Raw genomic sequence first — 24,864 nt, 5'->3', positions numbered from 1 at the left:
CCATACCCGGCCGAAGTGGGACCTCGCGGGGCGGGGCTGAGCGGGCACAGCCGCGCCTAGACTCGGAGCGTGACCAGCGAGCCCAACCGCGCCGACCTCGGCAAGGACCCGTCGCGTGTGAGCGGCATGTTCGACCAGGTGGCCGGCGCCTACGACCGCACCAACGACGTCCTGAGCCTCGGCCAGGACCGCCTCTGGCGCATCGCGGCCACCCGCGCGATCGACCCGAAGCCGGGGGAGCGCATCCTCGACCTCGCCGCGGGAACGGGTGCGAGCTCGGTCTCGCTCGCCCGCAGCGGTGCCGAGGTCGTCGCCGCTGACTTCTCGCCCGGCATGATCGCCGAGGGCGTCCGCCGGTACGGAGCGCAGGCGCCGGGCGGCGGCATCCCGAACCTGTCGTTCGTCGAGGCGGATGCCACGAACCTGCCCTTCGAGGATGCCGAGTTCGACGTCGTCACGATCTCGTTCGGACTCCGCAACGTCAACGAGCCGAAGAAGGCGCTCGCCGAGATGCTGCGCGTCACCAAGCCCGGCGGCCGCCTGCTCATCAGCGAGTTCTCGCAGCCGCCCTCCCGGGCGTTCGCTGGGCTCTACCGCTTCTACAACGACCGGGTGCTGCCGCTGGTCGCGCGCGCGGTGAGCTCCAACGCCGAGGCCTACGACTACCTCAACGAGTCGATCCGCGACTGGCCCGACCAGCGCACCCTGGCCGGGTGGATCCGCGAGGCCGGCTGGGACGAGGTCGCGCACCGCGATCTGTCCTTCGGCATCGTGGCGCTCCACCGCGCTGTCAAGCCCGCGGTCTGAACCGGCTCGCGCGGATCGGCGCGGTCGCCCGGCCGGTAGGCTGGAGAGGTGACATCGAGCCCATCCGCGCCGCGGCTGGCGAAGCACCTCGGGATGACCGAGCGCATCTTCGCCGGACCCCGCACCCGCAAGCTGCTCGCGACCGTCGAAGCCGGGCTCGAGCGCGTCGAGTCGCGCCTCGGCGATGAGCTCACCGTCAGCGACGCGCTCGTCGACGCCAAGACCCGATACCTCTACGAAGCCGGCGGCAAACGGTTGCGGCCCATGCTGGCTCTGCTCACCGCGCAGCTCGGCGACGGTGCGACCGAGGACGTCATCGCCGGCGCTGCGGCGCTCGAGCTGACCCACCTCGGATCGCTGTACCACGACGATGTCATGGACGGTGCCGACAAGCGACGCGGCGTCCCCAGCGCACACGAGGTGTGGGGGAACAACGTCGCGATCCTCACCGGCGACCTGCTCTTCTCCCGGGCGAGCCAGCTGATGGCGCGCATCGGCGAGCGAGCCATCCGCGTGCAGGCAGACACCTTCGAGCGCCTGGTGCTCGGTCAGATGCACGAGACCATCGGCGCTCAGCCGGGCGATGATCCCGTCGAGTTCTACATCCAGGTGCTCGCCGACAAGACCGGCTCGCTCATCGCCGCTGCGGCGCAGGTGGGCGTGCTCTTCTCCGGCGGGCCGGAGGAGCTGGCCGAGCCGCTGCTCGCGTTCGGCGAGAAGGCCGGCGTCGCCTTCCAGCTGCTCGATGACGTCATCGACCTCTCCGCCGACCCCGAGGCCACGGGCAAGGTTCCCGGAACCGACCTGCGTGCAGGGGTGCCGACGATGCCCTACCTGTTGCTGACCCGCGCCGACGATGCCGCTTCGCGCGAGCTCGCCGCGACGATCGACCGCGGCGTCGCCGAGATCGCGGAGGGAGCCGATCCCGCGATCCTCGACGAGCCGCTCGCCCGCCTGCGCGACCACGAGGTGACGGCCCAGACGCGGCAGCTCGCCGAGAAGTGGGCCGACGACGCCGTCGCGGCCCTCGCACCGTTGCCGACCGGCGCCGTGCGCGACGCGCTGACCCGGTTCGCCGAGGTCGTCGTCGACCGCGCCAGCTGACACAGACCCCCGCTGCGCCCGCGCTCGGGTGCCACCAGGAACGAGGAACACCCATGACCAAGCTGAGGCTGGCCATCGTCGGAGCCGGGCCCGCCGGCATCTACGCCGCGGATCTGCTGCTGAAGGCCGAGCGCAAGTTCGACGTCTCGATCGACCTGTTCGATCACCTGCCCGCCCCCTACGGGCTCGTCCGCTACGGAGTCGCGCCCGATCACCCCCGCATCAAGGGCATCATCAACGCCCTCCGCGACGTGATCGACAGCGGAGACATCCGCCTGTTCGGCAACGTCCGCTTCGGCGAGGACATCACGCTCGATGACCTGAAGCACCACTACAACGCCGTCATCTTCGCCACCGGCGCGGTGCGCGACGCATCCCTCGACATCCCCGGCATCGACGCCGACGGCTCGTACGGCGCGGCCGACTTCGTCAGCTGGTACGACGGTCACCCCGACTTCCCACGCGAATGGCCGCTGGATGCCGCATCCGTCGGCGTCATCGGCAACGGCAACGTCGCGCTCGACGTGGCTCGACTGCTCGCCAAGCACGCGGACGACCTTCTGGTCACGGAGATCCCCGACAACGTCTACCAGGGTCTCCGCTCGTCGGCCGTGACCGATGTCCACATCTTCGGACGCCGCGGACCCGCGCAGGTCAAGTTCACGCCCCTCGAGCTGCGCGAGCTCGGCGATCTGCGCGACGTCGACCTCGTGGTCTACGACGAGGACTTCGACTACGACGAGGCCTCGAAGGCGGCGATCGCGTCGAACAAGCAGGTGATGGTCATCGACCGCGTGCTGCAGTCATGGCGTCAGCGCCCGGGCCTCAACGGCGCCGGGGGAGAGGCCTCACGTCGCCTGCACCTGCACTTCTACGCCAAGCCGGTCGAGGTCAAGAAGGATGCCGCGGGCCGCGTCGCCGCGCTCGTCTACGAGCGGACGCGTCCCGACGGGCAAGGCGGGGTCGAGGGCACCGGCGAGATGCGCGAGGTCGCCCTCCAGGGTCTCTACCGCGCGGTCGGGTACTTCGGGTCGCCGCTGCCGGGCGTGCCGTTCGACGCCACGCACGGCGTCATCCCGAACCACGAGGGTCAGGTGCTCCACGAGGACTCGAACGAGCGCGTGCCGGGCGTGTACGCGACGGGATGGATCAAGCGCGGACCCGTCGGACTCATCGGCCACACGAAGTCCGACGCGATGGAGACCGTGCGCCATGTCATCAACGACCAGGGGTCGTGGTGGCAGCCGGTGGACCCGTCCGAGCAGGGCGTCCTCGATCTGCTGACCGAGCGCGGCGTCGCCTGGACCGACCTCGACGGGTGGCACCGTCTCGACGAGCACGAGATCGCTCTCGGCGCCGCTGCCGATCGCGCGCGTGTGAAGGTCGTCGACCGCGACGACATGGTCGCCATCTCGCGCGGCGAAGAGGTCGGGCGATGACCTTCCGCAGCAAGGAGACGCTCGTCTCGTGGATCGAGGAGTTCCGGCAGTTCGGATACTCCCTCGCCGTGAAGGTCATCCCGCAGGACGGCAGTCTCGGCCGCGACACGGGGCTCGTCGCGATCAACATGATGAACGCGCAGACCGTGACGTACATCGAGCCGGACGTGCCGGGCGGAAACACCTGGCGCATCACGTTCGAGGCGCGCGAGACCGAACTGCGGCTCGGAGCCGGCGCCGCGCTCGCCCTGTCGACCGAGCTCGCGATGGTGTCGACCCTCTGCGCGTTCCTCGAGACGAAATCGCACGCGTTCGCGGGCGACGACCCCGCTGAGATCGTGAGCCTGGTCGCCGAGAACTGACCGGCATCCTCGCCCGCCCGGCGTACTACAGCGCGTCGGGTTGGGCAACCCGTGGTCGCTGTATTCCTCCGACGCCATGATGGGGGAACGCCCGGTGCCGTGAGCGCGCTGGGTCGCGACGATACGGAACGAGGAGGCCCGATGCGCACGACCCGGGTCCTGGCAGCCGCATCGGTGGTCGCGCTCGCAGCGACGCTCGGCGCCTGCGCCCCCGATGACGGTGTGCCCACGCTCACCTGGTACATCAACCCCGACGACGGCGGGCAGGCGCGGATCGCCGCGGCCTGCACGGATGCCGCTGACGGCGCGTATCGCATCGAGACGTCGCTGCTGCCGCGTGATGCGGCGTCGCAGCGCGAGCAGCTCGCCCGGCGTCTGGCAGCCGGCGACACCTCGCTCGACATCATGAGCCTCGACCCGCCGTTCATCCCGGAGCTCGCCGAGCCCGGCTTCCTCGACGACGTCCCGGAAGAACTGCAGAACACCGACGGCATCGTCCAGGGCGCGGTCGACTCCGCGAGCTGGGGCGGCGAGCTGGTGACCGTTCCCTTCTGGGCCAACACGCAGCTGCTCTGGTATCGGCAGTCGGTCGTCGAGGCGGCGGGCCTCGACATGTCGCAGCCGGTCACCTGGGACGACATCATCGCCGTCGCCCAGGAGCAGGATCTGCGGCTCGGCGTTCAGGGCGCGCTGGCCGAGTCGCTGACGGTGTGGATCAACGCTCTCGTCGCGTCGGCCGGCGGCGAGATCCTGAAGAACCCCGAGGCGCCCGCTGACGAGCTCGAGCTCGGGCTCGACAGCGACGCGGGACGAGCCGCGGCGGAGATCATCCACCGCATCGGGTCCGACGGGCTCGGCGGGCCGGGTCTCCCGACCGCCGACGAGAACGCCAACATGAACCTGTTCCAGGGCGAGCAGGGGTCCTTCATGGTCAACTGGCCGTTCGTGTGGCCGGCGATGACGGGCGCCGACCCCGCCATCGCCGATGACCTCGGCTGGGCGGTCTATCCGCGTGTCGATGCCGACAAGCCCGCCGCGCCTCCCGTGGGCGGCATCAACCTCGGCGTCGGCGCTTTCAGCAAGAACCCCGACCTCGCCTGGCAGGCCGTCGAGTGCATCGTCCAGCCCGAGAACCAGTCGGAGTACTTCGTCACCGACGGCAACCCGCCGTCCAACGCCGCCGCCTACGACGACCCTCGCGTGCAGGAGGAGTTCCCGATGGCCGACACCATCCGCGAGTCGCTCGACCTCGGTGTGCCGCGTCCGCAGACGCCGTACTACAACGAGATCTCGATCGGGCTCCAGCGGACATGGCACCCGCCGGCAGCTGTGAACCCCGACACCACCCCGAGAACATCGAGCGAGTTCATCCTCGCCGTTCTGCGAGGGGAGCGTCTGCTGTGAGCACGCGGGAGAATGCATCGCCGCGGCCCCGACGCTCGGCCCGGGCGCGTGCGGAGGGACGACTGGGCTGGATGCTGGCCGGACCGGCATTCGTCATCATGCTGCTGGTCACGATGTACCCGATCGGGCAGGCCCTGTTCGATTCGCTGTTCAGCCTGCGACTCACCGCGCCCGATGAGCGGTCGTTCGTCCTCTTCGAGAACTACCGGGTGGTGCTCAGCGACCCCGCGTTCTGGCGGTCGATGGGGGTCACCCTCTTCATCACGGTCGTGACCGTGCTGTTCGAGCTCATCCTCGGCTTCCTCCTCGCGCTGGTGATGCACCGGGCGATCAAGAAGCTCCGCGGGCTCGCGCGGACCGCGATCCTCGTGCCGTACGGCATCATCACCGTCGTCGCGGCCTTCGCCTGGTTCTATGCGTTCGACATCAACTCGGGCGGGTACGTCAACAACTGGCTCAGCTGGATCCCCGGGTTCGACCCGGAGCTCAACTGGTTCGCCGAGCAGGGCACCTCCCTCGTGGTGATCATCTTCTCCGAGGTGTGGAAGACGACGCCGTTCATCTCGCTGCTGCTGCTGTCGGGCCTCGCGCAGGTGCCCGGCGATCTGGAGGAGGCCGCGAAGGTCGACGGGGCCACCGGGTGGGAGGTCATGCGTCGCGTCATCCTGCCGAACATGAAGGCCGCGATCATGGTCGCCGTGCTCTTCCGCACGCTCGAGGCGTTCCGCATCTTCGACAACATCTACATCATGACCGGTGGCGCCAATGACACCGAGGCGCTGTCGCTGCTCGCGTACAACACCTCGATCGGGCGCCTTGAGATCGGGCTCGGCTCGGCGATCTCTGTGCTGCTGTTCCTCAGCGTCCTGATCATCGCCGCCATCTTCATCAAGGGCTTCAAGGTCGACCTGGCGACGGGACGGAACTCCTGATGCGCACGCTTACCTGGCCGCAGCGGATCGGATGGGCCGCGATCATCATCGCGGTGCTCGTGTGGTCGCTCTTCCCCGTCTTCTCGATCCTCATGACGTCGTTCAAGACGCCGTCGGGTCTGTTCTCGGGCACCCTGCTCCCGCAGGAATGGACGCTCGAGAACTACACCGAGATCCTCGCGCCGGGCGGCGGCGCACAGGACCTGTTCCTGCCGGCGCTGCGCAACTCCGTCGGCATCTCGCTCATCGCCACCTTCGTCGCGGTCGTTCTCGCGACGCTGTGCGCCTACGCGATCGCGCGACTCGAGTTCCGCGGCAAGCGCATCATCCTCGTCACCGCGCTCGCGGTGTCGGTCTTCCCGATCGTCTCGATCGTGACGCCGCTGTTCAACCTGTGGCGGGTCATCGGCCTCTACGACACCTGGTTGGGCCTCATCATCCCGTACCTCTCGCTGACGCTGCCGATCGCGATCTGGACGCTCGCGGCCTTCTTCCGCCAGATCCCCTGGGAGCTCGAGCAGGCGGCGCAGGTCGACGGCGCGACGCCGTTCGAGGCCTTCCGCAAGACGGTCGTCCCGCTCGCGGCGCCCGGAGTCTTCACGACCGCGATCATCGCGTTCTTCATCGCGTGGAACGACTTCGTCTACGGCATCTCGCTCACTTCGACGAGTGCGGCGCGCCCCGTGCCCGCCGCTCTGTCGTTCTTCACCGGAGCGTCGCAGTTCGAGCAGCCCACGGGCGCGATCTCGGCGGCCGCCATCATCGTGACGATCCCGATCGTCGTGGTCGTCGTCATCTTCCAGCGCCGGATCGTCTCCGGCCTCACGCAGGGCGCGGTCAAGGGATGACCTCCAGCATCCCCGCCGCCGCCGCGTCTACCTCGAAGGGAACGTCATGGCTTCCATCACGCTGAAGAACATCGTGAAGACGTACGACGACGGCTTCACGGCGGTCAAGGGCGTCGACCTCGACATCGCAGACGGCGAGTTCGTGATCCTCGTCGGACCCTCCGGATGCGGCAAGTCGACGCTCCTGCGGATGATCGTGGGCCTCGAAGACATCACAAGCGGCGAGATGCTCATCGACGGCGACCTCGTCAACGACAAGGCGCCGAAGGATCGCGACCTCGCGATGGTATTCCAGAACTACGCGCTGTATCCCCACCTCACGGTGTACGAGAACATCGCCTTCCCGATGCGATTGAAGTCGAGCAACGTGCCCGACGACGAGATCGACGAGCGCGTGCGGCGGGCCTCGAGCCTTCTCGAGCTCGACGAGCACCTCGAGCGCAAGCCGGCGAACCTCTCGGGTGGCCAGCGTCAGCGCGTGGCGATGGGCCGCGCGATCGTGCGCAACGCTCGGGCGTTCCTGTTCGACGAGCCGCTGTCGAACCTCGACGCCAAGCTGCGCGGGCAGATGCGCACCGAGATCGCCCGACTGCAGCGTTCGCTGGGAACGACGACCGTCTACGTCACCCACGATCAGACCGAGGCCATGACGCTCGGCGACCGGGTGGCGGTGCTCCGCCGCGGCGAGCTGCAGCAAGTGGCCAGCCCGCGCGGGCTGTACGAGCAGCCGGTGAACCTCTTCGTGGCCGGTTTCATCGGCTCGCCGCCGATGAACTTCCTGCACGGCACGGTCGAGGGCGACACCCTCAAGCTGCCGATGTTCGACGTTCCGCTCGATGACCGGCTGCGCCGCGCGATCGGAGACCGCGAGCTCGTCATCGTCGGCGTGCGTCCCGATGCATTCGAGGATGCCGAGACCTCCGACCGTCCGCTCGAGGGTGGTGTGCGCGCCGAGGTCGATGTCGAGATGACCGAGTGGCTCGGCGAGGTGCTGTACGCCTACATCCCGTTCGAGGTCGAGGAATCGGTACGCGAGAAGCTCGCCGAGCTCGACCGCGATCTCGACGGAGAGGGGCTCCGCACTGAGCTCGTCGTGGCGCTCGACTCGCTCAGCAACATCCGCGCGGGGGATCCGGCGACACTGTGGTTCTCGCCCGACTCGCTGCACGTGTTCGACCCCGAGACGGGAGAGAACCTCACGCGCGACGAGGAGAGGGCAGCGAAGCTCGAGGACGATGCCCGCGAGCAGCGCAAGCGCGCGCTCCAGCGTGCCCAGGAGCGTGAGGCCCGTCGCACCGGCTCTGGTGCGGGCTCGGGCTCGCAGCAGAGTTCCGCCGCCTGACGCCCTGCGCCCGCGGATGTCCACGACCTAGGGTGGGGGCATGCGGGCGGATGAGGTGACGTGGGGTCCCGACCTGCTGGGTCCCGGCTTCGAGCAGGCGACGCTTCCGCTCGGGTCGGATGACGAGGGCGACGTGGTCGCGACACTCGTGCGGGCGATGCCGCATCCGGGGCTCCGCCTCTTCGGCGCGTGGCGCGACATCGACGTGCTGTACGTCCACGGCTGGTCGGACTACTTCTTCCAGACCGACCTCGCGCGGATCTTCACCGATCGTGGCGCGCGGTTCCACGCGCTCGACCTGCGGAAGTACGGGCGCAGCGTCCGTCCCGGACAGGCGCGCGGGTACGTCACGTCGCTCGATGTCTACGACGACGACATCGAGGCGGCGCTCGCTGCGATGGACACCGAGCGTCAGGGCCGGCGGCTGGTACTCCTCGGGCACAGCACCGGTGGACTGACGCTCACCCTGTGGGCAGCGCGCCACCCGGGGCGAGCCGCAGCCGTGGTGCTGAACAGCCCGTGGCTGGAGCTGCAGCTCGGCCCCCTCGGGCGGCAGGCGGTCGCGCCGCTCGTCGAGGTGCGGGCGCGTTTCGACCCGCGCGGTGCCCACCCCGCCGTCGATCTCGGGTTCTACACGCGGGCCCAGCGCGAGGTGGGCAGCCTGCCCGATGCGCCCGACGGCTGGCGTCCCGAACGGGGCTTCCCGACGCATCCCGCATGGCTCGCCGCCGTCATCGCCGGGCATGCGCGCGTCGCGGCCGGCGTGGAGGTCGGCGCACCGGCCCTCGTTCTGCTCTCGGCGCGGTCGACGTCGCCGCTGCGCTGGAACGACACGATGACCTCGACCGACTCGGTGCTCGTCGTCGACGACATCGCACGCGCGGCCACCCGCATCGCCGCCACCGTCACGATCGCCCGCATCGAGGGCGCCCTGCACGACGTCTTCCTCTCGGCTGCGCCCGCACGTGCCGAGGCCGCTGACCGACTCGTGTCGTTCGTCAGCGGCCTCGACCGGTGAGCGCTCAGCCCGGGATGGTGCGGGGGAGCGTCCGCGGTAGTTGACGAACTGCATCCTGCTGGTTGCCTTTGATTGGCGAGAGCGGGATATGCCTTCTGACCTGCGAGTTACCGGTTGTCCTTCGTTGTTGTCGTTTGGTCTCGATTGGATCTCTGGCGGACTCTGGGCGGACAGCTTGGCTTACGTGGCGGTTCACGGACACCCTGGACTCATGAGCGGGCGGGACGAGATCGAACTACTAGCACGCGAGGTTGGACAGCTGATCCCCGAGCAGTACCCGACGCACCTTGATGTCGGCGAGGAGTGGTTGTGGTGGCACGTAGAAAAGCAGCGCTGGCGTCGAGTGGAGCTTCTCGAGGTTGCTGAAGGCAGCCCCCAGCGCGTCAAGGTGCAGCACCTGGATCTGGATATGAGTGCACGCGCGGCCTGGTCACCCATCAGGCGGTGCCGGGTTCCGTGGGGCGCACGAGACGCCTACATCGAATCGCTTGATCGTCTGTCCCGAGCCGTGGGGCACCCGTTTGTGGAGGACGAGCGCGACGCGGCGATGGGTGTCGTCCTCAACGCTGTGCCATCCGACGTCGCGTTCATCGGATACAAGCCTGGTGGCACCCTCGAGGTGAATGATCCCGAACAGCTGAGTGCCATCAGCACGATCAGCGTTGCAGAGCTTCTGGGGCACCCTGACACCTACCGTGATGCGGACGGGTGGTTGGTGCCGTGGCCCGTCGCGAAGCGGGTTGCGATGACGCTGGCAAAGCGTGACCCCCTTCGGTGGATCCGGGCGGTCGCAAGCGAAGAACGGGAGGTCCGCCCCGGCATCGAGAAGCACATTGACATGTTGATCGACGAGGGCAGGACAGATCTCAAGTGGCTCTCCGAGGACGACAAGGAGGAGATAGCCCGCAAGTCCTTCGCGCGGAGCGAGGGCCGTCGTGCCGTCATTCTCGAGTGGGCAGGAGGCATTCGGCCGTCGCTGGCTCAGGAGTATCGACGACTGCGCGGCCAGTATCGTGAGCTGGCACGGCTCACTGCCGAGTCTCTGCGGGAGTTGAGGTCGAGGCGCACGAAAGGCGCTGCGATGCTGGCGGACCGGATTGAGGCAGCACTGGCGGCTGTGCATATGAGGCCCGATGTGAGCGATGTTTAGAACGCCCCTCTTTCCCTCGCCCACCGTCTTTCCCACCCTTGCTTGGCTGCGGCGCCTTCTGGGGGACTGGTGCCAGGGGTCAGGGTCTGGCTCTGCCTGCTGGCGGACACTCTCGAGCACTTCGGTGACGATGAATCGCCAGCGGTTGCCGATCTTGAGGGCGGGTATGACTCCTGACCGCGCCCACCGGTAGACCGTGTCCGGGCTTACCGACAGCACTCGGGCTATCTCGGCAACGTCGACAGTTGCCTCGTGCTGAGGTGACACCGGTCAGCGGCCGTGGACGCCTGGCAGGTCGTCCCCGCTGGTCGGACGTTCAACCCACCGGATGTCGAGTTCCCACCCGCACCCACCGCACTGGTAGCCCCGTCGACCGTGCGCATGACGGTGCCGCACGCTTCGCGATGCGGCTCTGAGCCGATGTCGAAGCCCCCGGTCATGGATCGATGATGCCAGCCACGTCAGACACCCGCTACGCTCAGATCATGGGGAACAGCGTCGCGGATATCGTCGCGGCGATGCGAAGGAGCCCCAAGAACGTCCGGTTCTCAGACCTTGAGAAGGTTTGTGTGGAATACTTCGGAGACCCCCGACGTAGTAGCACAAGTCATGCAGTCTTCAAGACTCCGTGGGCGGGTGACCCGCGAGTGAACATCCAGAACGACAAGGGCAACGCCAAGCGTTACCAGGTTCTGCAAGTCCTTGCGGCCATAGATCGGGTGGAGAATAGTTGAGCCAGGAGGCCGTCATGCAGCGTTACTACGCACGCGACTACGATGTCCAGACCGGTCGCGACCGCGAGACCGGCGAGTACGTCGCCATCGTCAAGGAGTTTCCTTCCCTGAGCTGGGTTTCTGAGTACAACCGTGTCCTCGCAGCTTCTGGGCTGCGCGACCTGTTGAACGATGTTCTCGAGGACATGTACGCCAACGGCGAGGACGTTCCTCGCCCGCGGACTCGCGAGTTGAACAGCATCTTCGTCGGGTAGCCCCGAACGCGCTCGACGCCTCCGACGCCCCTCTCAGCCCGGCGCGTCGGAGGCGTCGACATTTGTGCTGGCGGGCTTGTTGACACGGCGTATCATGGAAACCTCTCGGCCGGAGGAAGTGGGTACCCGGCCAGATGGGGATGAACAAGCGGTACGCGGACGCGATCGACAGGCGGGCTGCAGAGTTGTCGCAGCAGACGATGATGCGTATCCCGCCCTGCACTATCCCGATGCAGGCGTATGGGCCGCAGCCGCTCGAGTGGGCTGAGAAGCGCCCGATGGTGTGGGCGTGGGTGTCGTGGCCTCACAAGCCGGCGGAACGGATCGCTGCGGTCGCGCATGGGTGGAACGACCGTGTCGTCGTGTAGTACTGGATGAGCCCGGCTGGGGAGATGAAACACGGTGGTGTGGCGCAATGCTGTGACTCGTCGGCGCGGATAGCCATCCCGCGTGCCATTACCCCAGCATGGTGAGTCGCTGTGCACACCGAGGTGGTCCAGATCCCGTCGACGGGGTCAGCCTGAGCGGGACAGGGGCTATATGATCGACGCGCACATTTGAAAACCTGGGGGAGAGCGTGCGGACGAAATCACTGGTAGCGCTGGCGCTACCACTCATGTTTGGCCTGACCGCATGTTCGGGAGCCCCTGCCCCCGTAGCGAGCACAGTTGAGTCTGCCCCGCAGCCGTCTCCGATACCCTCGACACCCACCCCAACTCCTGAGGCGGAGAGGGGATCGCGAGGAAATCCGATCACTGTCGGCGAGATGCGCAAGCTCTCAAACGACTCGATGTGGTCGGTCGGAGCTGCTGGAGACATGGTCCGGAATGACGGATACGTCGTGTTGCCACTTCAGCTAGGCGTCGATTGGGCAGCCGGCGACCAGCAAGCACAAGCGGCGGGTTCGCAGAACATTAGCGAGACTGGCGCGGACCCCTACTTCTCCCTTACCGTCGCGTTCGTTTCTGCTTCTGGACGTAGCTTCACCACGATGGATGACTACAGTGTCTCGATCGATAATGAGTTCAGCAGGATCGGGGTTTTGTTCCCGCCGGCCGAGTCGATCACTACGAAGGTTCCCGTCACGGTTCCGAGCGATCAGGTGGACGATGGCCTCTGGGTAGTGCGCAACGCGAGAGGAGACAGCGTCTTCATCTCCGCCGGCTAACGGAGATCCCGCCTCAGCCTCCCGACCGATCTCCAGGTGAGGCGGCGGGGCTGAACCATCTGTGTGCGATCGTTGATTCGAGGGAACGCTACGCTGACTGAATGCGACCGATCCGCCGGGGTTTAGTACTGCTCCTTCCCGTCGCACTGATGCTGGGCGCTTTCGGATGGGCGCCCGACGCGTTCGAGTGGTTCCCGGACCTCAAGCTCAATCCAAAGCTCGTGCTCGCCGTGACCGCCGCACTTACCGCGGTGTCGTTCGCGTACTCGGATTCGGACGCCCCCACCGATGAGAAGACACGCACGGCCGCAGCAAAGCGCCGCGACTGCGCCAAGCTAGTTACGCACTCGCTCGCTATCGTGACCGCCGGGTGGGCCGTGTACTTCACCGTTACCGGCGAGATCTGATCTCTTCCAGGCGGGCGAAGAGTTGCGCACTCTGGATTCCGTGTCTCGGGCCGACGGCTCGCCGCTCAGCCCCGCGGTGTTCGCCGAGATGCGCAGGGCGATGGTTCAGCGCGGAATCGTTCGGTACTGACGCCCGCTCCGCCCTGCGTTGCAGCCCCTCTGACGTCAAGGCGAGGCAGTCGGGGCTGTATACGTTTTGCTTGAGTATGGTGCGGGCTCCCGTCAAAACTCCAATAATGAGCGCATGAGCTTCTTCGAGTGGCTGGGACTCGTCGCGGTCGTTGGCGCGTCTGCAGCACTGCCCTGGATGCTCGGATGGCCGGTGCTCGTCGTGGGGCTTGCTCCCATAGTCGTCGGGGCGTTTTACCTATCCTGGATCATCCGGCGACACGAAGCGGGACGTTGACCGGGCTCACCTGTAATCGCGCGTGGGACGACGGCGCTACAGCGGACCCTTCACCGCAGCAAACATCTGCGACCAATCAGGCACGGCGGTATTATCGCGCGGACATCCGACAGTCGGTAATGTCCGAACATGACGCTCAAAGACGAAGTGAACGAACTGCTCGAGCGGGCCAGGCAGACCATCGCATCCAAGACGCCGCCGGCCGGCGTGATGCCGCGTCGGAGCGAGCCTGACATGCGGTGGGTGATCGTCAATGCGACGAACGAGGCAGTCGTGTCCGCGCTGTTGAAGATCGCTGGACGGGTCGACGCCCTCGAGAACCGGAGTTAGCGCGAGCAGCCCCCGACCAAACCTCGGAACGAGCGGTCGGGGGCTGCCCTATGTGCAAGCTACTGGTGCCGAAACCGGCAGAACACCAAAACCAATCGATCTATTGCTCGCTGACGAATTCTGTCGCTATGGTTTGCGCGTGAGCACCACTACGCCCGAACGAGACACCGAGCTTCCAAGCGACCGGATTTACAACGCGCTGCAACAACTCGCAGGGTGGGGCGAGCTTCTACGCGACGCGGCGAGTGGCTGGAGCGGGGAACCCGTCAAGCACAACACCGGCAGGCTCCTATCGTCGCTTCTCTTGGCGGGGGGAGAAGACCGCCAACCGATCGCACTCACCGGTGAGCTCGACGAGAGCGGTACGGGTCGAGTCATCGTTTACTACCCTGGATTCTTCGTGGTGTCTGATGTAACAGCAATGCGAGGGGACGAGGGCAGCTTCACGGCTCGCCTCTGGCCTGCTTCTTCTGTCACAGACTTGGAAGTCAGGTCGGCGCACAGCTATTACCAGGGCGTCCAGGACCGCGCGCGGCACCGCGGCATGGCGTTCTCGTTCTCGCTGAACGATGAGCGAATCGATGTCTCAGTGCGTCGGAGCTACAGCACAGACCCAGATCTGCTGACCGACAAGGCGCGCTACGATGCCTTCCTATCTCTTCGAGACGCGATCTAAGCAGCACAACGTCTGACGAGAGGGGGCCACCCCCTCCTTCCCCCTTTGAGGCCCTCCCGGAGGTGTAGGGTCCGTACCCCCCCGAAGTTTCCGGCGTTTTCCACAGAGAGCAGCGACGCCTTCAGCGCTCAGCGACCGTCGCGAGGATCGTTGTCGGGTTGAAGCAGCTGAGTTTCCTTGAGCGGCGCGTGTTCTGCCGTCTCGAACCAAGCGCGATCGATCTCACCGCTCAACCACTCGAAGATCGCGTTCGAGTAACGAGCGCCACGATGGACGATGAGCTCGAGGTCTACCGGCAGATTGTTCTCGGGATCGCGTTCGTCGAGACCGCCAGCCACGATGTTGACCTCTTCAACGATCCACTTCCAGACCGCATCGTTCGCGGGTCCGAGGTTGATCTTCACTGTGCCCAGTTCGTTCACTGCGCGAAATCGGACGCGAGCGGCCTCGCGAAAGTCGGCCTCGTAGCCGGCCGCCACGAGGTGGTTCATCATCCGCTCAGCGCCGCGAATACCTTCGATCTCCCGCTCTCGACGCTTCTCGTCGGCCGCGTTGCGACGCTCTTCTGCGGCCGCGCGCCGTTCTGACCTGAAGAGAGCGATCGCGATGATCGTGGGCACGAGGATGGCGACGAACGGAACGACAAGGTCCGTTACGAACACCCACCACTCGAACGGCGGTGCCGCTGACGGGGTTGGTGCGGGACTGGCGACGAACGCAGGCATAGGAGAATGATCGCAGCAGCTCGAGCCGTGCCCCGCTCCAAAAAGATCCGTGTGTGAAAAGGCCCTACACCTCTTGGGAGGCCTCAAGCCCGCACGCCGCTCGATCAGATGTGGCATCGGAACAACGCGGGCGAGCAGTGGCGGCGGATCCGCAAGGCGGCAGGTCTGCCCGAGGACGTGACATTGCACGCGTTGCGCCATACCTACGCCTCGAGCCTGATTGCGGCGGGTGCGATGTGGTCACGGTGCAACGCGCGCTAGGCCACTCTCAGCCGTCGATCACCCTGAACGTCTACAGCCACCTGTGGCCCTCTGCGGAGGACAAGACGCGAGCCGCCGCGGCGGACCTCATGGCTTTGGTCCGCGCTCCGGCGGACAATCCGCGGACAGCTAACGGAAAAGCCCAGATCAGAGACTAGTCTCAGCGGTAGTTGACGAACTGGAGGTCGACGTCGAGGTCGGCCGCCTTCAGCATCCGCTGCACTTCCTGCAGGTCGTCGCGCGACTTCGATTGCACGCGCAGTTCATCGCCCTGGATCTGCGACTTGACGGACTTCGGACCTTCGTCGCGGATCATCTTGCTGATCTTCTTGGCATCCTCCGACGAGATGCCCTCCTTCAGCGTCGAGACGATGCGGTACTCGCGGCCGGAAGCGGTGGGCTCGCCCGAGTCGAGGCTCTTGAGCGAGATGCCCCGCTTGATGAGCTTCGTCTGGAAGACGTCGAGCACGGCCTTGGCGCGCTCTTCGGAGTTCGCCTTGATGAGGATCGACTCGCCCGACCACTCGATGGAGGCATCGGTGCCCTTGAAGTCGTAGCGCTGCTCGACCTCCTTGCGTGCCTGGTTCAGCGCGTTGTCGGCCTCCTGGCGATCGATCTTGCTGACGATGTCGAACGAGGAATCTGCCATGCCGCTACTCTAGCCGCGCCCGTGGCCGCGCGCCGGGGGAGGCTAGGCTCGCGCCATGACGAGTGAGCCCGCTAACCGGCCCTGGCGCCGCCGCGGCCGCGGGTGGGGAATCGCCGCGACGATCCTCGCGGGCATCGGCATCCTCCCGGTCGCTGTCGTGGTCGTCCTCGGATACACGGTGGATCCGCTCTGGGGATGGATGCTGTTCGTCGCCCTGCCGATCTCGATCGCGGCGGGAGCTCTCGGCGGCGTGCTCGGCATCATCGGGCTGATCGCGGCGCGCGGCGACCGAGGAGGATACGGGTGGCCCGTGGTCGCGCTGGTCCTCGGCTGGGGGCAGGTGCTGCTGGGGACCGGATTCCTGAACGGCTGGTTCATCTGACGCTGAGGGAGACCTCGGCGAATAGCAGATCCAACCCGGAAAAGCAGGCGTACGAGCCACTTCGCGCAACCCAATAGCATCGTCTCGAACCGGCGGTGCTCGCGGCCGGGGCGAGGGGGACGTGTGAACGACGTGCCGGACTCTGTTCCGACCGCGCCGGCCGGCTGGCATCCCGACCCATCGGGACAGCAGCAGCTGAGGTATTGGGACGGCCAGCGATGGACCGACCACGTCTCGCCGTATCCCGCGGCCGAGCAGTCCTCGACGGATGCCGCGCCGGCGGCGGCACCCGCTGCTGCCTCCGCCCCTGCGTCCAAGGACCCGGGGCAGAAGGTGATGACGCGTGCGACCTGGATGGTGCTCGCGGCGACTCTTCTCATCGTCATCGGCGCAGCCGGATTCGTCGGTTGGACCGTCGTCTCGGCCAACGCCGCCGCGACCTCGGAGGCGCCGGATGTCGTAGACGGCTTCCTCGCCGCCGCCACAGCCGACGAGCCCAGCTGGACGCAGTACGCCTCGCCCGGGTACGTCGCGATCTCGGGGTCGGCGACCCCGCTGTTCGGCGACGCGCGCGCCGCGGAGGTGCTCGACCTCTCTATCGAGTACGACAGGCGCGGCATCCTCTATGGAACCAACGGCACTGCCGGCTACGAGTCGCCGAGCGGCGCGGACACCGCCAAAGCGCTGGTCGACATGACCTACACCTTCACCGTCGACGGCACGCCGCAGACGGCGACCTCGACCCGCGAGATCTGGCTGACCCGGCCCTACTACTACGGTGACGATGTGCCCTCCGGCGCGCGTCAGGGAGAGACGCCGACGTCGATCGGTCCCTGGCGGGTGACGGGCGCCGCCTCGGCGTCGGCGTACGACGGAGCGGTCGTCGCGACGACGAGCTTCGAGCCCGCCCGTATCGATCAGGCCTGTTACACCTCCGACGTGGTGCTGTCGCAGATGTCCGAGATCGCGCGCACCGAAGGCGTGCTGGCCGCGGTCTGCCTGAGCGGCGGAACCTCGACGTCCTTCGACGACGGCATCGACATCGACGCCCTCGCCGCCGGGTTCCCCGTCGTCGGCCAGGCTGCACCGATGACCGATCTGATGGGCTGGCACAACGACCCCAACACCCCGGCGCCGCTCGAGCAGTACCTCATCTCTTCCGGTGGCACCGACTACGTCTTCGTTCTCGCCTCGACAGGCGTCGGCGGCGAGTTGACGACCGACTCCGAACGCCGCATCATCCTCATCTCGAAGGCGGAGACCCGATGACCGACACGACTGAAGCGCACCCTGTGGCATCACCGCGGCCGAAGCCTCGCAATCGCGCGGCGCGCACGATGCAGATCGTCATCGCCTCGCTCGGCATCGGTGCGCTGCTGATGACCGTCGCCGCGGGGGTCGTGCTGTGGCCGCGGACGCCCGAGACCGGGCCGACGGCCGATGTTCCGGTCGGGTGGGCGCCGTGGGCCGACAACGACCTCGCGACTCCCACCAGCGCCACGTTCGCCGAGATGAACGCCGCGATGCGCGACAAGGATCGCGAGCGGTTCCTCGCTCACGCCACGGGTGACGCGGCGACTCAGCTCGCGCTGTGGTGGGATAACTCGAGCAAGATCGGGTGGGATGTGGCGGCGATCGCGCCGTCGGACATCGACGTCGACGAGACCGGCACCATCGAGGTCATCCTCGGCGCTCAGTATGCATTCGCGGCGCAGCCGCAGCGAGGCGACGGTGACAGCGACGCCGGCCTCGACCTCATTCAGGGCTTCGCCTACACCGTGACCTTCGAGCCCGGTACCGTCCCCAGTCGGTCGTTCGACCGGTACGAGGAGACGGAACCGCCCGAGCCCGCCACGATTACGTCCATCGTCCCCGCGCGCGAGCCGAACCCGTGGGACGAGGGCGAAATCTACGTCACCAAGCGCGATCACGTCGTCCTGTTCGGGATGAGCGACGAGGCCGAGCTGGTCGATCAGAACGCGGATGCGGCCGAGCGATCGGCCGTCATCGCGCTCGACACGATCCGCGCCCTCGGCGGCGAGCCGACGCAGGACGGCTTCGTATCGGCGATCACCGACGACGATGACCGCTTCCAGCGCTGGCAGTACGGAAAGGGCACGCCGTGGGACATGGATGTCGCCGGTTACGCCCGTCCGACCCTGCGTCCGCAGATCGCGCAGCGCTTCCTCGATCCCGCGATCGCGACGGGATCCGACACGTCCGGAACGCTCATCGTGATGGGCCCGGGCAGCGCGTCGGGTCGCGACAAGGTGTTCGTCCACGAGTTCGCACACGCCCTCCACAACACGGCCGCCCCCGGGTCGTTCATCGCACCGCCCGTCGCGGTCCACGAGGGGTTCGCCCGCTTCGTCGAATGGAAATCGGGTCTCGCCGATCCCGGGTACCTCCGGCCCGAGGTGAAGGCCGCCGTCGCCGCGCAGGGGATGGGTGCCTTCACCGACGAGGCGCTGCGCAGCAAGGACGCGAACCTCGCGTACGACGCTGCGGGCTCGTTCTACGCCTACGCGGATGCCCGCGACGGGACGGCCTGGACGCTGGCAGTGGACATGGTCCTCGGTGGCGGGTTATTCGTCGACAGCATGGACTTCACCGAGGCCGACTGGCAGGCGTGGGTCGCAACGCAGTGAGTCCGGGGCGGCGTCCGCGCACGCGGCCCGTGGATGCCGTCCGCTTCGTAGGCTGGAACGCGTGCAAGCTCTGACCGAAGACCAAGTCCGCGCTTCGTTCGTGAACGCGACGGTCGACGATCGCCGGATCATGGCGATGCCGATCGACTTCATGCTGCTCGACTGGGACCACCTCGACTTCCTCGCGTGGCGGGATCCGAACTCGCGCGAGCGGGGATACGTCATCACGCAGCGCGAGGGCGCTCCAGTCGGAGTCGTCATGCGCGCGGCGTCGGGAAGCTCACGCGCACGGTCCGCGTTGTGCAACCTCTGTCACACGATGCAGCCCGGAGACCAGGTCACCCTCTTCAGCGCGCGTAAGGCCGGGCCCGCCGGCGATGCCGGCGACACGATCGGCACGTACATCTGCGCCGACCTCGGATGTCACGACAACGTGCGGATCGCTGGCCCGCTCGCGCCCAGCGAGATCCGCGCGAGCGTCGATCGCCGAATCGACGGCACGCGCCACCGCACCGAGGCCTTCGTCGAACGGGTCGTCGGCAACGACTGACGGCCGACCCCCGTGGTTCGGAGCACCCGGCCACAGGGGGTAATATGGGTTCTCGCGCCTCCGGTCGACTGTACAAGCCGGGCGGGTGCGCACTGGCGAGTTACCCAAGCGGCCAAAGGGATCTGACTGTAAATCAGACTGCATTGCATTCGGGGGTTCGAATCCCTCACTCGCCACATCGAGAAGGGCCCCCGCTCAGCGGGGGCCCTTCGTTTTTCGCTGCGGAGCGCGCGATCACGGCGGGATCAGCAGGCCGTCGACACGGTGCTCCGGCACAGGCCGATGCTTACTGTGCTGCCCACGACAGTGCGGTGTTCCTCTTCGCTCTTCTCGAGCGTCTGCAATGCCAGGATGAAACCCATTTGTTCACCTCCCTCATCCTCTCGCCGCCGGAGAACCGGCGGGCACGAGCACCGGGGGGAGGAAGGGCAGGACCGGCTGGTCGCTGTTCGAAGCCCGAGGCGACGCGGCGACGAGCGTGAGCAGCACGCCCGCGGCACCGGTCGCGAGATCGCACGACGCGCGCAGCATCCCGTCGCCCACGAAGCGCGCGCCGATCGGCGCGTCGAGGGCGTGGAGCGCCATCCGCTCGAGGTGGTGGTCGCGGGCACGGATCGTGTCTGCGCTCGCGTGTCCGGTCGCCTCCAGAGAGTGAAGGAAGAGGGCCAATCCGGCTCGGCCGGCGAAGAGTCCCGCCTGTACGACGAAGGGCGCCGACGCCGCGCGGATGATGCCGTGCAGCGTGACACGCAGCTCGTCATCGGCGGGCTCATGCGCCAGGTACCGTGCGAGCACGAGGCCGACGCCGGCCGACCCGTGCGCGAGGTAGGGAAGCATGCGCCATCCCTGGTCGACCTGCACCGACCCGTCCGCGTCGCGGCGCAACGTGCGGAGGTCGACGTCGAGCGCCCGGCGGGCGATCTCGAGGATGCGGCGCTCTCCGGTGAGTTCGAACACCCGGAGAGCCAGAAGAGCCGTCCCGCTCGCGCCGCCCATCAGGCCGCCGTGCCGTCGTGACGGCACGGGCGACGGCGCTCTCGACGGCGCGGCGTGGCCGAGCAGCCCCCAGCGTTCGCGGAGGATTTCGATGATCGCGGTCGCCCGCTCGATGTTGCGCTCGGAATCGGGCTCGTCGAGCAGAGCGATGCCGATTCCCGGAAGACCCGTCGCGAGGTCGGAGCCGAGTGACCCGACGGCGTCGTCGTGCAGGTACTCGTCGAGTGCCGTCGCCTCGTCGGCGAAGCCGAGGCGCCGGCAGGCCCAGAGCGCACCGGCCGCGCCGTCCATCAGCCCGAGGCGTGCCTGCCCGGTGCTCACGTGCGCGATCGAGCGCGACACCCACGATCGCAGTTCCGGCGCGAGGGCGACGCCCCCGGCATCCAGCGCGACGGCCACCCCCAGTGCGCCGTGACCGAGCGAGAACGCGGGCTGCCCGAACTGGCGGGGGTCGCCCGGCCACAGCCGGTCGGTCCGCTCGGGCGTCGCGTCGGCCACGAGCTGCTCGGCGACGCGCTCGATCGATACGACGGGTGCAGGATGCCGCGCCGCACAGTCGGTGGGCCGAAGCCGGGCGCTCATCCGCTCGCGCCATTCGCGGGGCAGATCGAAGACCGCCGCGGCCTCGGTGACGAGGGCATCCGCCTTGGTCGGCTGCAGCGCCAGCAGGCTCGTCATCGGAAGGAAGACGTAGAGCTCGATGCACGCCAGAGCGTGCGCATCGCGGCGCACGGGGTCCGGCTCGTCCGGGAGGGAGAATCCCGCTGCGCCGAGGACGGCGGGCGCGCGGGAGTCGACGGGAAGGGACATCTCGAGATCGAGGAGGCTCGCCGAGCCGTAGGCGTCGACCATGACGTTCGCCGGATGCAGGTCGCCGTGGGTGACGCCCGCGGCGTGCAGCCGGGTGATCTCCCTCCGCAGCGCGTCGAGCACCTGCAGCATCCGATCGCGGTACGCGCGGCGCTCCGCTGCGGTCGAGACGGCGGCGGTGAGCGGGCTGGTCGTCGCGACCAGCCGATCGAGTGGCTGGCCCGGAACCCGTTCCAGGGCGACGAAGCGGTGGCCGTGCGCCTCGAAGGCAGCCCTGACCGCCGGGACGCGGACCCTCCCGGCGAGAGCGCGGAGGGTGCGTTCCTCGTCGTGGAGCCGGGCGACGGCGTCGCGCCCGTCGGGCGTCCAGCCAGCGAACGGGCGAGCCTCCTTCACGATGACCTCTGCGCCGTCGAGAGCTCCGGTGTAGACGCCGCCGGCGTTGGAGTAGTGCAGGGCGCCGGTGATCTCCGGGAAGCCGGGCGGCGGCTCGTGTCCGAGCGCGTCGAGTTGCCGCTGGAGGAAGGGCGGCAGTTCGATCCAGGGTGGGATGTGGAACCCCGCCGTCCGCTGGTCGGGTACCCACTCTCCCGTCCGCAGATCCTGTATGGCGGGCAGGGCTTCACCGTCGACGAGGACTTCGTGGTCGGTGAAGGCACCGTACCGCACGAACAGCGGGCCCGCGTTCCAGCGCAGGTCCGAAAGGACATACGGGCCGTGCTCGCCGCCGAGCACCTCGTCGAGCGAGACGAGGCAGTGCTCGAGGCTCCGCTCGGAAGGCGGATAGAGCGTGATGAACTTACCCGCGCCCGCGCGGTCGGCATCCTTGGCGAGCACGGCCCCGAGGGCGCGTTCGTCTCGCAGGTGCTTGAATGCGATGGCGTGGCGGTGGCAGTACCTCGAGGCGATGTCCAGCACGGTGCCTGCCGCATCGGGAAGCGCGGTGATGTGCACCTTCCATCCCTGTTCGGGCAGACGATGCGCGGGTGGCAGCCACACCGACACGGGCCCCGTCGGGTGTGCCGCCAGCCCTGCCACGTGAGGGTCGCCGGCGCGTACACAGCGGTACGCCCGTCGGCCTCGGCGCTGGCGTCATCGGTGCCGGGCGCGTCGTAGAACACCCGATCCCGTGTCGCGAAGCGCCCGAAAATCGGTTCCATCTGCTTCCCCCATGGCCCGGAACGACGGGCTCAGGGTCATCATCCGTCCGCTCGAGCGGCGTCGCCTGCGCGGCTGCCGGCACAAAGGCGCCCTGAGCTGCCGGTGGTGCCGCGTCGCAGCTGTTCACGGACACCGAGGCGGCGCGCAAACAGGTCGTGAAAATTCATCCGAATGAATGAGGCAATCGCGATCGTTCAGAATACCCGCGGCAAGGAGGTTCGAAGGACTAAAGACCTGAAACTGTTCGAAAAGCCGGGTCGTGCGGTCGGTCGTGCGGTGAAAACCCGTGTCGAAGTTTCACCCGGATGTATGAAGGAATCTCACACCCGGTTGCGCGCGCCCCACAGTGCGAGCTGGGTGCGGTCGGCGAGATCGAGCTTCTTGAGTGCGGAATGCAGCTGCGATCGAACGGTGTGAACCGACACCTGCAGCGTCTCGGCGATGCCTTCGTTGCTCGTGACTCCGCCGGCGAGCACGGAGATCACGCGGCGCTCGGCCGAGGTCAGCAGAGCGCTTGCTTCCGGGTCTTCGGGAGCGCCGCCGCGGCGCACGAACTCTCGGATCAGCGGCGCCGTCACTCGCGATGACACGAGTGCCTCGCCCCGCGCTGCGGCGTAGATCGCGCCGACGAGCTGGTCCGAGTCGTGGCTTTTCAGCAGGTATCCGACGGCGCCCGAATCCAGTGCCTCACTGACGTAGCCGTCGACGGCGAAGCTCGTCATGACGATGACGGCGATGGGGGAGCGACCGTCGTCGGGACGAGCGAGCAGGCGCGTGGCGGACAACCCGGACATCTGGGGCATCTGGATGTCCATGAGCACGACGTCGGCGCGTTCGGCCCGTGCGACGTGAACGGCGTCGACGCCGTTCGAGACCTCGCCGACGACCTGGATGCCGGGAGCGCCTTCGAGCTGAAGCCGCAGCCCCCGGCGTACGGCGCGATTGTCGTCGGCGATCAGAACGCGGATGCGCTCGGCCCCACGATTCATACCGTTCTCCTTGTCAGGCGATCGGGTCGATCGGGATCGCGATTCGCACATCCCATCCGCCGGTCGGCGTCGGCCCTGCGAACAGTGTGCCGCGCAACAGTTCGACGCGCTCGCGCATCCCGCGCAGGCCCCAGCCGAGATCGAGGCCCGGCACGGGCATCGAATCAGTGCCGGGTGCTTGGTTGACGACCCGGGCCCGGAGCTCCTCGTCGGTCACGGTCACCGAGATGGTGACCGGCGCTCCGGGGGCGTGTTTCGCCGAGTTCGTCAGTGCCTCCTGGAGAACGCGGTAGGCGGTGGTCGAGACGACGGCGGGCAGATCGGACACGGCTCCTTCGAGGTCGAATGAGACCGGCATGCCGCGTTGCGACCAGAACTCCACGAGCTCACCGGCGCGACGCAGGTCGCGGGTCGTCTCGGCGGGACCAGCTGCGTCGGCAGCGTGCAGATCGCTCAGCGCACCCGCCAGGCTCGCGGCGGCGAATCGGCCCTCGTTGCGCACCTCGCCGACCAGACGGATGGCTTCGTCGGGGCGTGCCGGTGCGAGGGAGATGGCGGCGTCGGCCAGCGTCACGAGCCCGGCGAGGTGCTGGCCCGCGACATCGTGCAGCTCTTGCGCTATGCGGGCGCGCTCGCGTTCACGCGCCTCGTTGACCCGCGCATCGTGTTCTTGGCGCGCGAGCTCGGCCTGCTCGCGAGCAAGGTTCACCTGGCGGACCTGGGCCCCCCACCAGATCCCCAGGGCGGTCGCTCCGAGGGCCGGCGCGGTGAAGCGGAAGAACTCGTTCGCCATGAAGCTCAGGGCGATACCGACATCGCCCGAGTAGAAGACGGCCCAGGTGAAGAGCCCGCCCATTCCGGCGACCACGACGCCGAGCAGGCACACGACGGCCGAACCGGCCGAGACCCGGCGGGCCAGAAGGAACTGCGCGAGTGCCACGACGAGATACATGCCGATGAGCCAGTTCGGTATGTCGAAGGCGCCGAGGAGGACGAGGTAGACGGCCACGGTCGCGAACACCGCGATACGGGGCCACCGATCGCTCAGGAGGACAGCTGAGGCTTGGGCCACGCATGCCAGGGCGAGGATGACGCACAGCAGCGATATCGATATGTCGAAGGGCCAGTCGACGGGGCCGGCGATCATCGCGGTGATCGGCGTCGCGAGCACCTGAACGGTCGTGCTCACCGAGACGATCGCGACCAGGATCAGCGCTGCGCGCCGCGTGCGGAAGAAGGTCCGCGTCGCGGATGCGTCGAACTCAAGGCCGGGCTCTCGGGGTGGGTTCACCACAGAATCCTCTCAGCCCGG

The 24,864-nt window shown here is 67.6% G+C and carries 27 protein-coding genes, 1 tRNA gene and 1 pseudogene; 22 read left to right on the top strand and 7 right to left on the bottom strand.

The features are described 5' to 3' along the window. The first annotated feature begins 69 nt into the window (after positions 1–69). The 10 genes from ubiE to ACLBWJ_RS05535 all read left to right on the top strand — a co-directional run bounded on the left by ubiE (position 70) and on the right by ACLBWJ_RS05535 (position 10,406). A complete protein-coding gene (gene ubiE, locus ACLBWJ_RS05580) occupies positions 70–807 on the top strand; it encodes a bifunctional demethylmenaquinone methyltransferase/2-methoxy-6-polyprenyl-1,4-benzoquinol methylase UbiE (protein WP_112616737.1) in 738 nt (245 codons plus the stop codon). 48 nt (positions 808–855) lie between these two features. Continuing rightward, entirely contained in the window at positions 856–1,911 is a 1,056-nt protein-coding gene (locus ACLBWJ_RS05575; RefSeq protein WP_274178473.1) for a polyprenyl synthetase family protein, read from the top strand. 53 nt (positions 1,912–1,964) lie between these two features. Beyond that, positions 1,965–3,350 (top strand): FAD-dependent oxidoreductase, encoded by a 1,386-nt coding sequence (locus ACLBWJ_RS05570; RefSeq protein WP_447659862.1) that lies wholly within the window; start codon positions 1,965–1,967, stop codon positions 3,348–3,350. After that, entirely contained in the window at positions 3,347–3,712 is a 366-nt protein-coding gene (locus ACLBWJ_RS05565) for a hypothetical protein (protein ID WP_274178475.1), read from the top strand. Before ACLBWJ_RS05570 ends, ACLBWJ_RS05565 begins: the two co-directional genes overlap by 4 nt. Positions 3,713–3,853: 141 nt before the next feature. After that, complete coding sequence (locus ACLBWJ_RS05560; protein ID WP_274178476.1) at positions 3,854–5,116, top strand: extracellular solute-binding protein; 1,263 nt, start codon at positions 3,854–3,856, stop codon at positions 5,114–5,116. Continuing rightward, positions 5,113–6,048, top strand: coding sequence for a carbohydrate ABC transporter permease (locus ACLBWJ_RS05555; RefSeq protein WP_240309690.1), 936 nt, complete (start codon positions 5,113–5,115; stop codon positions 6,046–6,048). Before ACLBWJ_RS05560 ends, ACLBWJ_RS05555 begins: the two co-directional genes overlap by 4 nt. Beyond that, on the top strand, positions 6,048–6,896 hold the full coding sequence (locus ACLBWJ_RS05550) for a carbohydrate ABC transporter permease (RefSeq protein ID WP_094262209.1): 849 nt from the start codon (positions 6,048–6,050) through the stop codon (positions 6,894–6,896). The genes ACLBWJ_RS05555 and ACLBWJ_RS05550 overlap by 1 nt, the downstream gene beginning before the upstream one ends. A gap of 46 nt (positions 6,897–6,942) precedes the next feature. Then, complete coding sequence (locus ACLBWJ_RS05545; RefSeq protein ID WP_269267378.1) at positions 6,943–8,238, top strand: ABC transporter ATP-binding protein; 1,296 nt, start codon at positions 6,943–6,945, stop codon at positions 8,236–8,238. A gap of 40 nt (positions 8,239–8,278) precedes the next feature. After that, positions 8,279–9,256, top strand: coding sequence for an alpha/beta hydrolase (locus ACLBWJ_RS05540; protein WP_274178477.1), 978 nt, complete (start codon positions 8,279–8,281; stop codon positions 9,254–9,256). Positions 9,257–9,467: 211 nt separating this feature from the next. After that, complete coding sequence (locus tag ACLBWJ_RS05535) at positions 9,468–10,406, top strand: hypothetical protein (RefSeq protein ID WP_274178552.1); 939 nt, start codon at positions 9,468–9,470, stop codon at positions 10,404–10,406. A gap of 108 nt (positions 10,407–10,514) precedes the next feature. Here ACLBWJ_RS05535 and ACLBWJ_RS05530 read toward each other — a convergent pair. After that, positions 10,515–10,673: pseudogene (locus ACLBWJ_RS05530) on the bottom strand (helix-turn-helix domain-containing protein); the annotation flags it as partial. Positions 10,674–10,891: 218 nt separating this feature from the next. Between ACLBWJ_RS05530 and ACLBWJ_RS05525 the strand changes: the two are divergent. The 7 genes from ACLBWJ_RS05525 (at position 10,892) to ACLBWJ_RS05495 (ending at position 14,381) form a co-directional block, all read left to right on the top strand. Beyond that, positions 10,892–11,140 carry a toxin HicA gene (locus tag ACLBWJ_RS05525; RefSeq protein ID WP_274178478.1) on the top strand — a complete coding sequence of 83 codons (249 nt, stop codon included), beginning with the start codon at positions 10,892–10,894 and terminating at the stop codon, positions 11,138–11,140. A gap of 14 nt (positions 11,141–11,154) precedes the next feature. Further along, positions 11,155–11,394, top strand: a complete 240-nt coding sequence (locus ACLBWJ_RS05520; RefSeq protein WP_274178479.1) for a hypothetical protein — start codon at positions 11,155–11,157, stop codon at positions 11,392–11,394. Between the two features lie 766 nt (positions 11,395–12,160). Beyond that, entirely contained in the window at positions 12,161–12,562 is a 402-nt protein-coding gene (locus tag ACLBWJ_RS05515; RefSeq protein WP_274178480.1) for a hypothetical protein, read from the top strand. A gap of 101 nt (positions 12,563–12,663) precedes the next feature. Beyond that, positions 12,664–12,969, top strand: coding sequence for a hypothetical protein (locus tag ACLBWJ_RS05510; RefSeq protein WP_274178481.1), 306 nt, complete (start codon positions 12,664–12,666; stop codon positions 12,967–12,969). A 244-nt stretch (positions 12,970–13,213) separates the two neighbouring features. Beyond that, positions 13,214–13,375 (top strand): hypothetical protein, encoded by a 162-nt coding sequence (locus tag ACLBWJ_RS05505; protein WP_274178482.1) that lies wholly within the window; start codon positions 13,214–13,216, stop codon positions 13,373–13,375. A 129-nt stretch (positions 13,376–13,504) separates the two neighbouring features. Further along, positions 13,505–13,705 (top strand): hypothetical protein, encoded by a 201-nt coding sequence (locus ACLBWJ_RS05500; protein ID WP_274178483.1) that lies wholly within the window; start codon positions 13,505–13,507, stop codon positions 13,703–13,705. Between the two features lie 139 nt (positions 13,706–13,844). Continuing rightward, positions 13,845–14,381 carry a hypothetical protein gene (locus ACLBWJ_RS05495; RefSeq protein WP_274178484.1) on the top strand — a complete coding sequence of 179 codons (537 nt, stop codon included), beginning with the start codon at positions 13,845–13,847 and terminating at the stop codon, positions 14,379–14,381. A gap of 128 nt (positions 14,382–14,509) precedes the next feature. Here the strand turns inward: ACLBWJ_RS05495 and ACLBWJ_RS05490 are convergent, their stop codons facing one another. Together ACLBWJ_RS05490 and ACLBWJ_RS05485 are read right to left on the bottom strand one after the other, a co-directional pair. Then, on the bottom strand, positions 14,510–15,106 hold the full coding sequence (locus tag ACLBWJ_RS05490) for a hypothetical protein (protein ID WP_274178485.1): 597 nt from the start codon (positions 15,104–15,106) through the stop codon (positions 14,510–14,512). Between the two features lie 421 nt (positions 15,107–15,527). Next, on the bottom strand, positions 15,528–16,016 hold the full coding sequence (locus ACLBWJ_RS05485; protein WP_071918434.1) for a YajQ family cyclic di-GMP-binding protein: 489 nt from the start codon (positions 16,014–16,016) through the stop codon (positions 15,528–15,530). A gap of 55 nt (positions 16,017–16,071) precedes the next feature. On the opposite strand from ACLBWJ_RS05485, the gene ACLBWJ_RS05480 reads away from it, so the two are divergent. The 5 genes from ACLBWJ_RS05480 (at position 16,072) to ACLBWJ_RS05460 (ending at position 19,772) form a co-directional block, all read left to right on the top strand. Beyond that, positions 16,072–16,398 carry a hypothetical protein gene (locus ACLBWJ_RS05480; RefSeq protein ID WP_274178486.1) on the top strand — a complete coding sequence of 109 codons (327 nt, stop codon included), beginning with the start codon at positions 16,072–16,074 and terminating at the stop codon, positions 16,396–16,398. 123 nt (positions 16,399–16,521) lie between these two features. Beyond that, on the top strand, positions 16,522–17,667 hold the full coding sequence (locus tag ACLBWJ_RS05475; protein WP_447659861.1) for a DUF2510 domain-containing protein: 1,146 nt from the start codon (positions 16,522–16,524) through the stop codon (positions 17,665–17,667). Next, positions 17,664–19,046: a hypothetical protein gene (locus tag ACLBWJ_RS05470; RefSeq protein WP_447659860.1), complete on the top strand. Its 1,383-nt coding sequence runs from the start codon at positions 17,664–17,666 to the stop codon at positions 19,044–19,046. Before ACLBWJ_RS05475 ends, ACLBWJ_RS05470 begins: the two co-directional genes overlap by 4 nt. A 61-nt stretch (positions 19,047–19,107) precedes the next feature. Beyond that, positions 19,108–19,596: an FBP domain-containing protein gene (locus ACLBWJ_RS05465; protein WP_269267386.1), complete on the top strand. Its 489-nt coding sequence runs from the start codon at positions 19,108–19,110 to the stop codon at positions 19,594–19,596. Positions 19,597–19,690: 94 nt separating this feature from the next. Next, positions 19,691–19,772, top strand: a tRNA-Tyr gene (locus tag ACLBWJ_RS05460). 69 nt (positions 19,773–19,841) lie between these two features. Here the strand turns inward: ACLBWJ_RS05460 and ACLBWJ_RS05455 are convergent. The 4 genes from ACLBWJ_RS05455 to ACLBWJ_RS05440 form a co-directional block, all read right to left on the bottom strand. Beyond that, a complete protein-coding gene (locus ACLBWJ_RS05455; RefSeq protein ID WP_354451194.1) occupies positions 19,842–19,958 on the bottom strand; it encodes a SapB/AmfS family lanthipeptide in 117 nt (38 codons plus the stop codon). A 13-nt stretch (positions 19,959–19,971) separates the two neighbouring features. Then, positions 19,972–22,440 (bottom strand): class III lanthionine synthetase LanKC, encoded by a 2,469-nt coding sequence (lanKC, locus tag ACLBWJ_RS05450; protein WP_447659859.1) that lies wholly within the window; start codon positions 22,438–22,440, stop codon positions 19,972–19,974. A 443-nt stretch (positions 22,441–22,883) separates the two neighbouring features. Then, the gene (locus ACLBWJ_RS05445) at positions 22,884–23,552 is read right to left on the bottom strand and encodes a response regulator transcription factor (RefSeq protein ID WP_112616763.1); all 669 of its coding nucleotides are present in this window, start codon (positions 23,550–23,552) and stop codon (positions 22,884–22,886) included. A 13-nt stretch (positions 23,553–23,565) separates the two neighbouring features. Next, positions 23,566–24,843 (bottom strand): ATP-binding protein, encoded by a 1,278-nt coding sequence (locus ACLBWJ_RS05440; RefSeq protein ID WP_447659858.1) that lies wholly within the window; start codon positions 24,841–24,843, stop codon positions 23,566–23,568. Between the last annotated feature and the right edge of the window lie 21 nt (positions 24,844–24,864).

This window comes from Microbacterium sp. M4A5_1d, assembly GCF_053345465.1.
This window is presented reverse-complemented; position numbering and strand designations above follow the sequence as displayed.

Bases quoted from the DNA above. Each gene is read 5' to 3' on its own strand.
- ACLBWJ_RS05570 (WP_447659862.1), top strand. From the start codon at position 1,965: ATGACCAAGCTGAGGCTGGCCATCGTCGGAGCCGGGCCCGCCGGCATC.
- ACLBWJ_RS05565 (WP_274178475.1), top strand. From the start codon at position 3,347: ATGACCTTCCGCAGCAAGGAGACGCTCGTCTCGTGGATCGAGGAGTTC.
- ACLBWJ_RS05560 (WP_274178476.1), top strand. From the start codon at position 3,854: ATGCGCACGACCCGGGTCCTGGCAGCCGCATCGGTGGTCGCGCTCGCA.
- ACLBWJ_RS05550 (WP_094262209.1), top strand. From the start codon at position 6,048: ATGCGCACGCTTACCTGGCCGCAGCGGATCGGATGGGCCGCGATCATC.
- ACLBWJ_RS05545 (WP_269267378.1), top strand. From the start codon at position 6,943: ATGGCTTCCATCACGCTGAAGAACATCGTGAAGACGTACGACGACGGC.
- ACLBWJ_RS05540 (WP_274178477.1), top strand. From the start codon at position 8,279: ATGCGGGCGGATGAGGTGACGTGGGGTCCCGACCTGCTGGGTCCCGGC.
- ACLBWJ_RS05535 (WP_274178552.1), top strand. From the start codon at position 9,468: ATGAGCGGGCGGGACGAGATCGAACTACTAGCACGCGAGGTTGGACAG.
- ACLBWJ_RS05525 (WP_274178478.1), top strand. From the start codon at position 10,892: ATGGGGAACAGCGTCGCGGATATCGTCGCGGCGATGCGAAGGAGCCCC.
- ACLBWJ_RS05520 (WP_274178479.1), top strand. From the start codon at position 11,155: ATGCAGCGTTACTACGCACGCGACTACGATGTCCAGACCGGTCGCGAC.
- ACLBWJ_RS05515 (WP_274178480.1), top strand. From the start codon at position 12,161: ATGCGCAAGCTCTCAAACGACTCGATGTGGTCGGTCGGAGCTGCTGGA.
- ACLBWJ_RS05510 (WP_274178481.1), top strand. From the start codon at position 12,664: ATGCGACCGATCCGCCGGGGTTTAGTACTGCTCCTTCCCGTCGCACTG.
- ACLBWJ_RS05505 (WP_274178482.1), top strand. From the start codon at position 13,214: ATGAGCTTCTTCGAGTGGCTGGGACTCGTCGCGGTCGTTGGCGCGTCT.
- ACLBWJ_RS05500 (WP_274178483.1), top strand. From the start codon at position 13,505: ATGACGCTCAAAGACGAAGTGAACGAACTGCTCGAGCGGGCCAGGCAG.
- ACLBWJ_RS05490 (WP_274178485.1), bottom strand. From the start codon at position 15,106: ATGCCTGCGTTCGTCGCCAGTCCCGCACCAACCCCGTCAGCGGCACCG.
- ACLBWJ_RS05485 (WP_071918434.1), bottom strand. From the start codon at position 16,016: ATGGCAGATTCCTCGTTCGACATCGTCAGCAAGATCGATCGCCAGGAG.
- ACLBWJ_RS05480 (WP_274178486.1), top strand. From the start codon at position 16,072: ATGACGAGTGAGCCCGCTAACCGGCCCTGGCGCCGCCGCGGCCGCGGG.
- ACLBWJ_RS05470 (WP_447659860.1), top strand. From the start codon at position 17,664: ATGACCGACACGACTGAAGCGCACCCTGTGGCATCACCGCGGCCGAAG.
- ACLBWJ_RS05455 (WP_354451194.1), bottom strand. From the start codon at position 19,958: ATGGGTTTCATCCTGGCATTGCAGACGCTCGAGAAGAGCGAAGAGGAA.
- ACLBWJ_RS05445 (WP_112616763.1), bottom strand. From the start codon at position 23,552: ATGAATCGTGGGGCCGAGCGCATCCGCGTTCTGATCGCCGACGACAAT.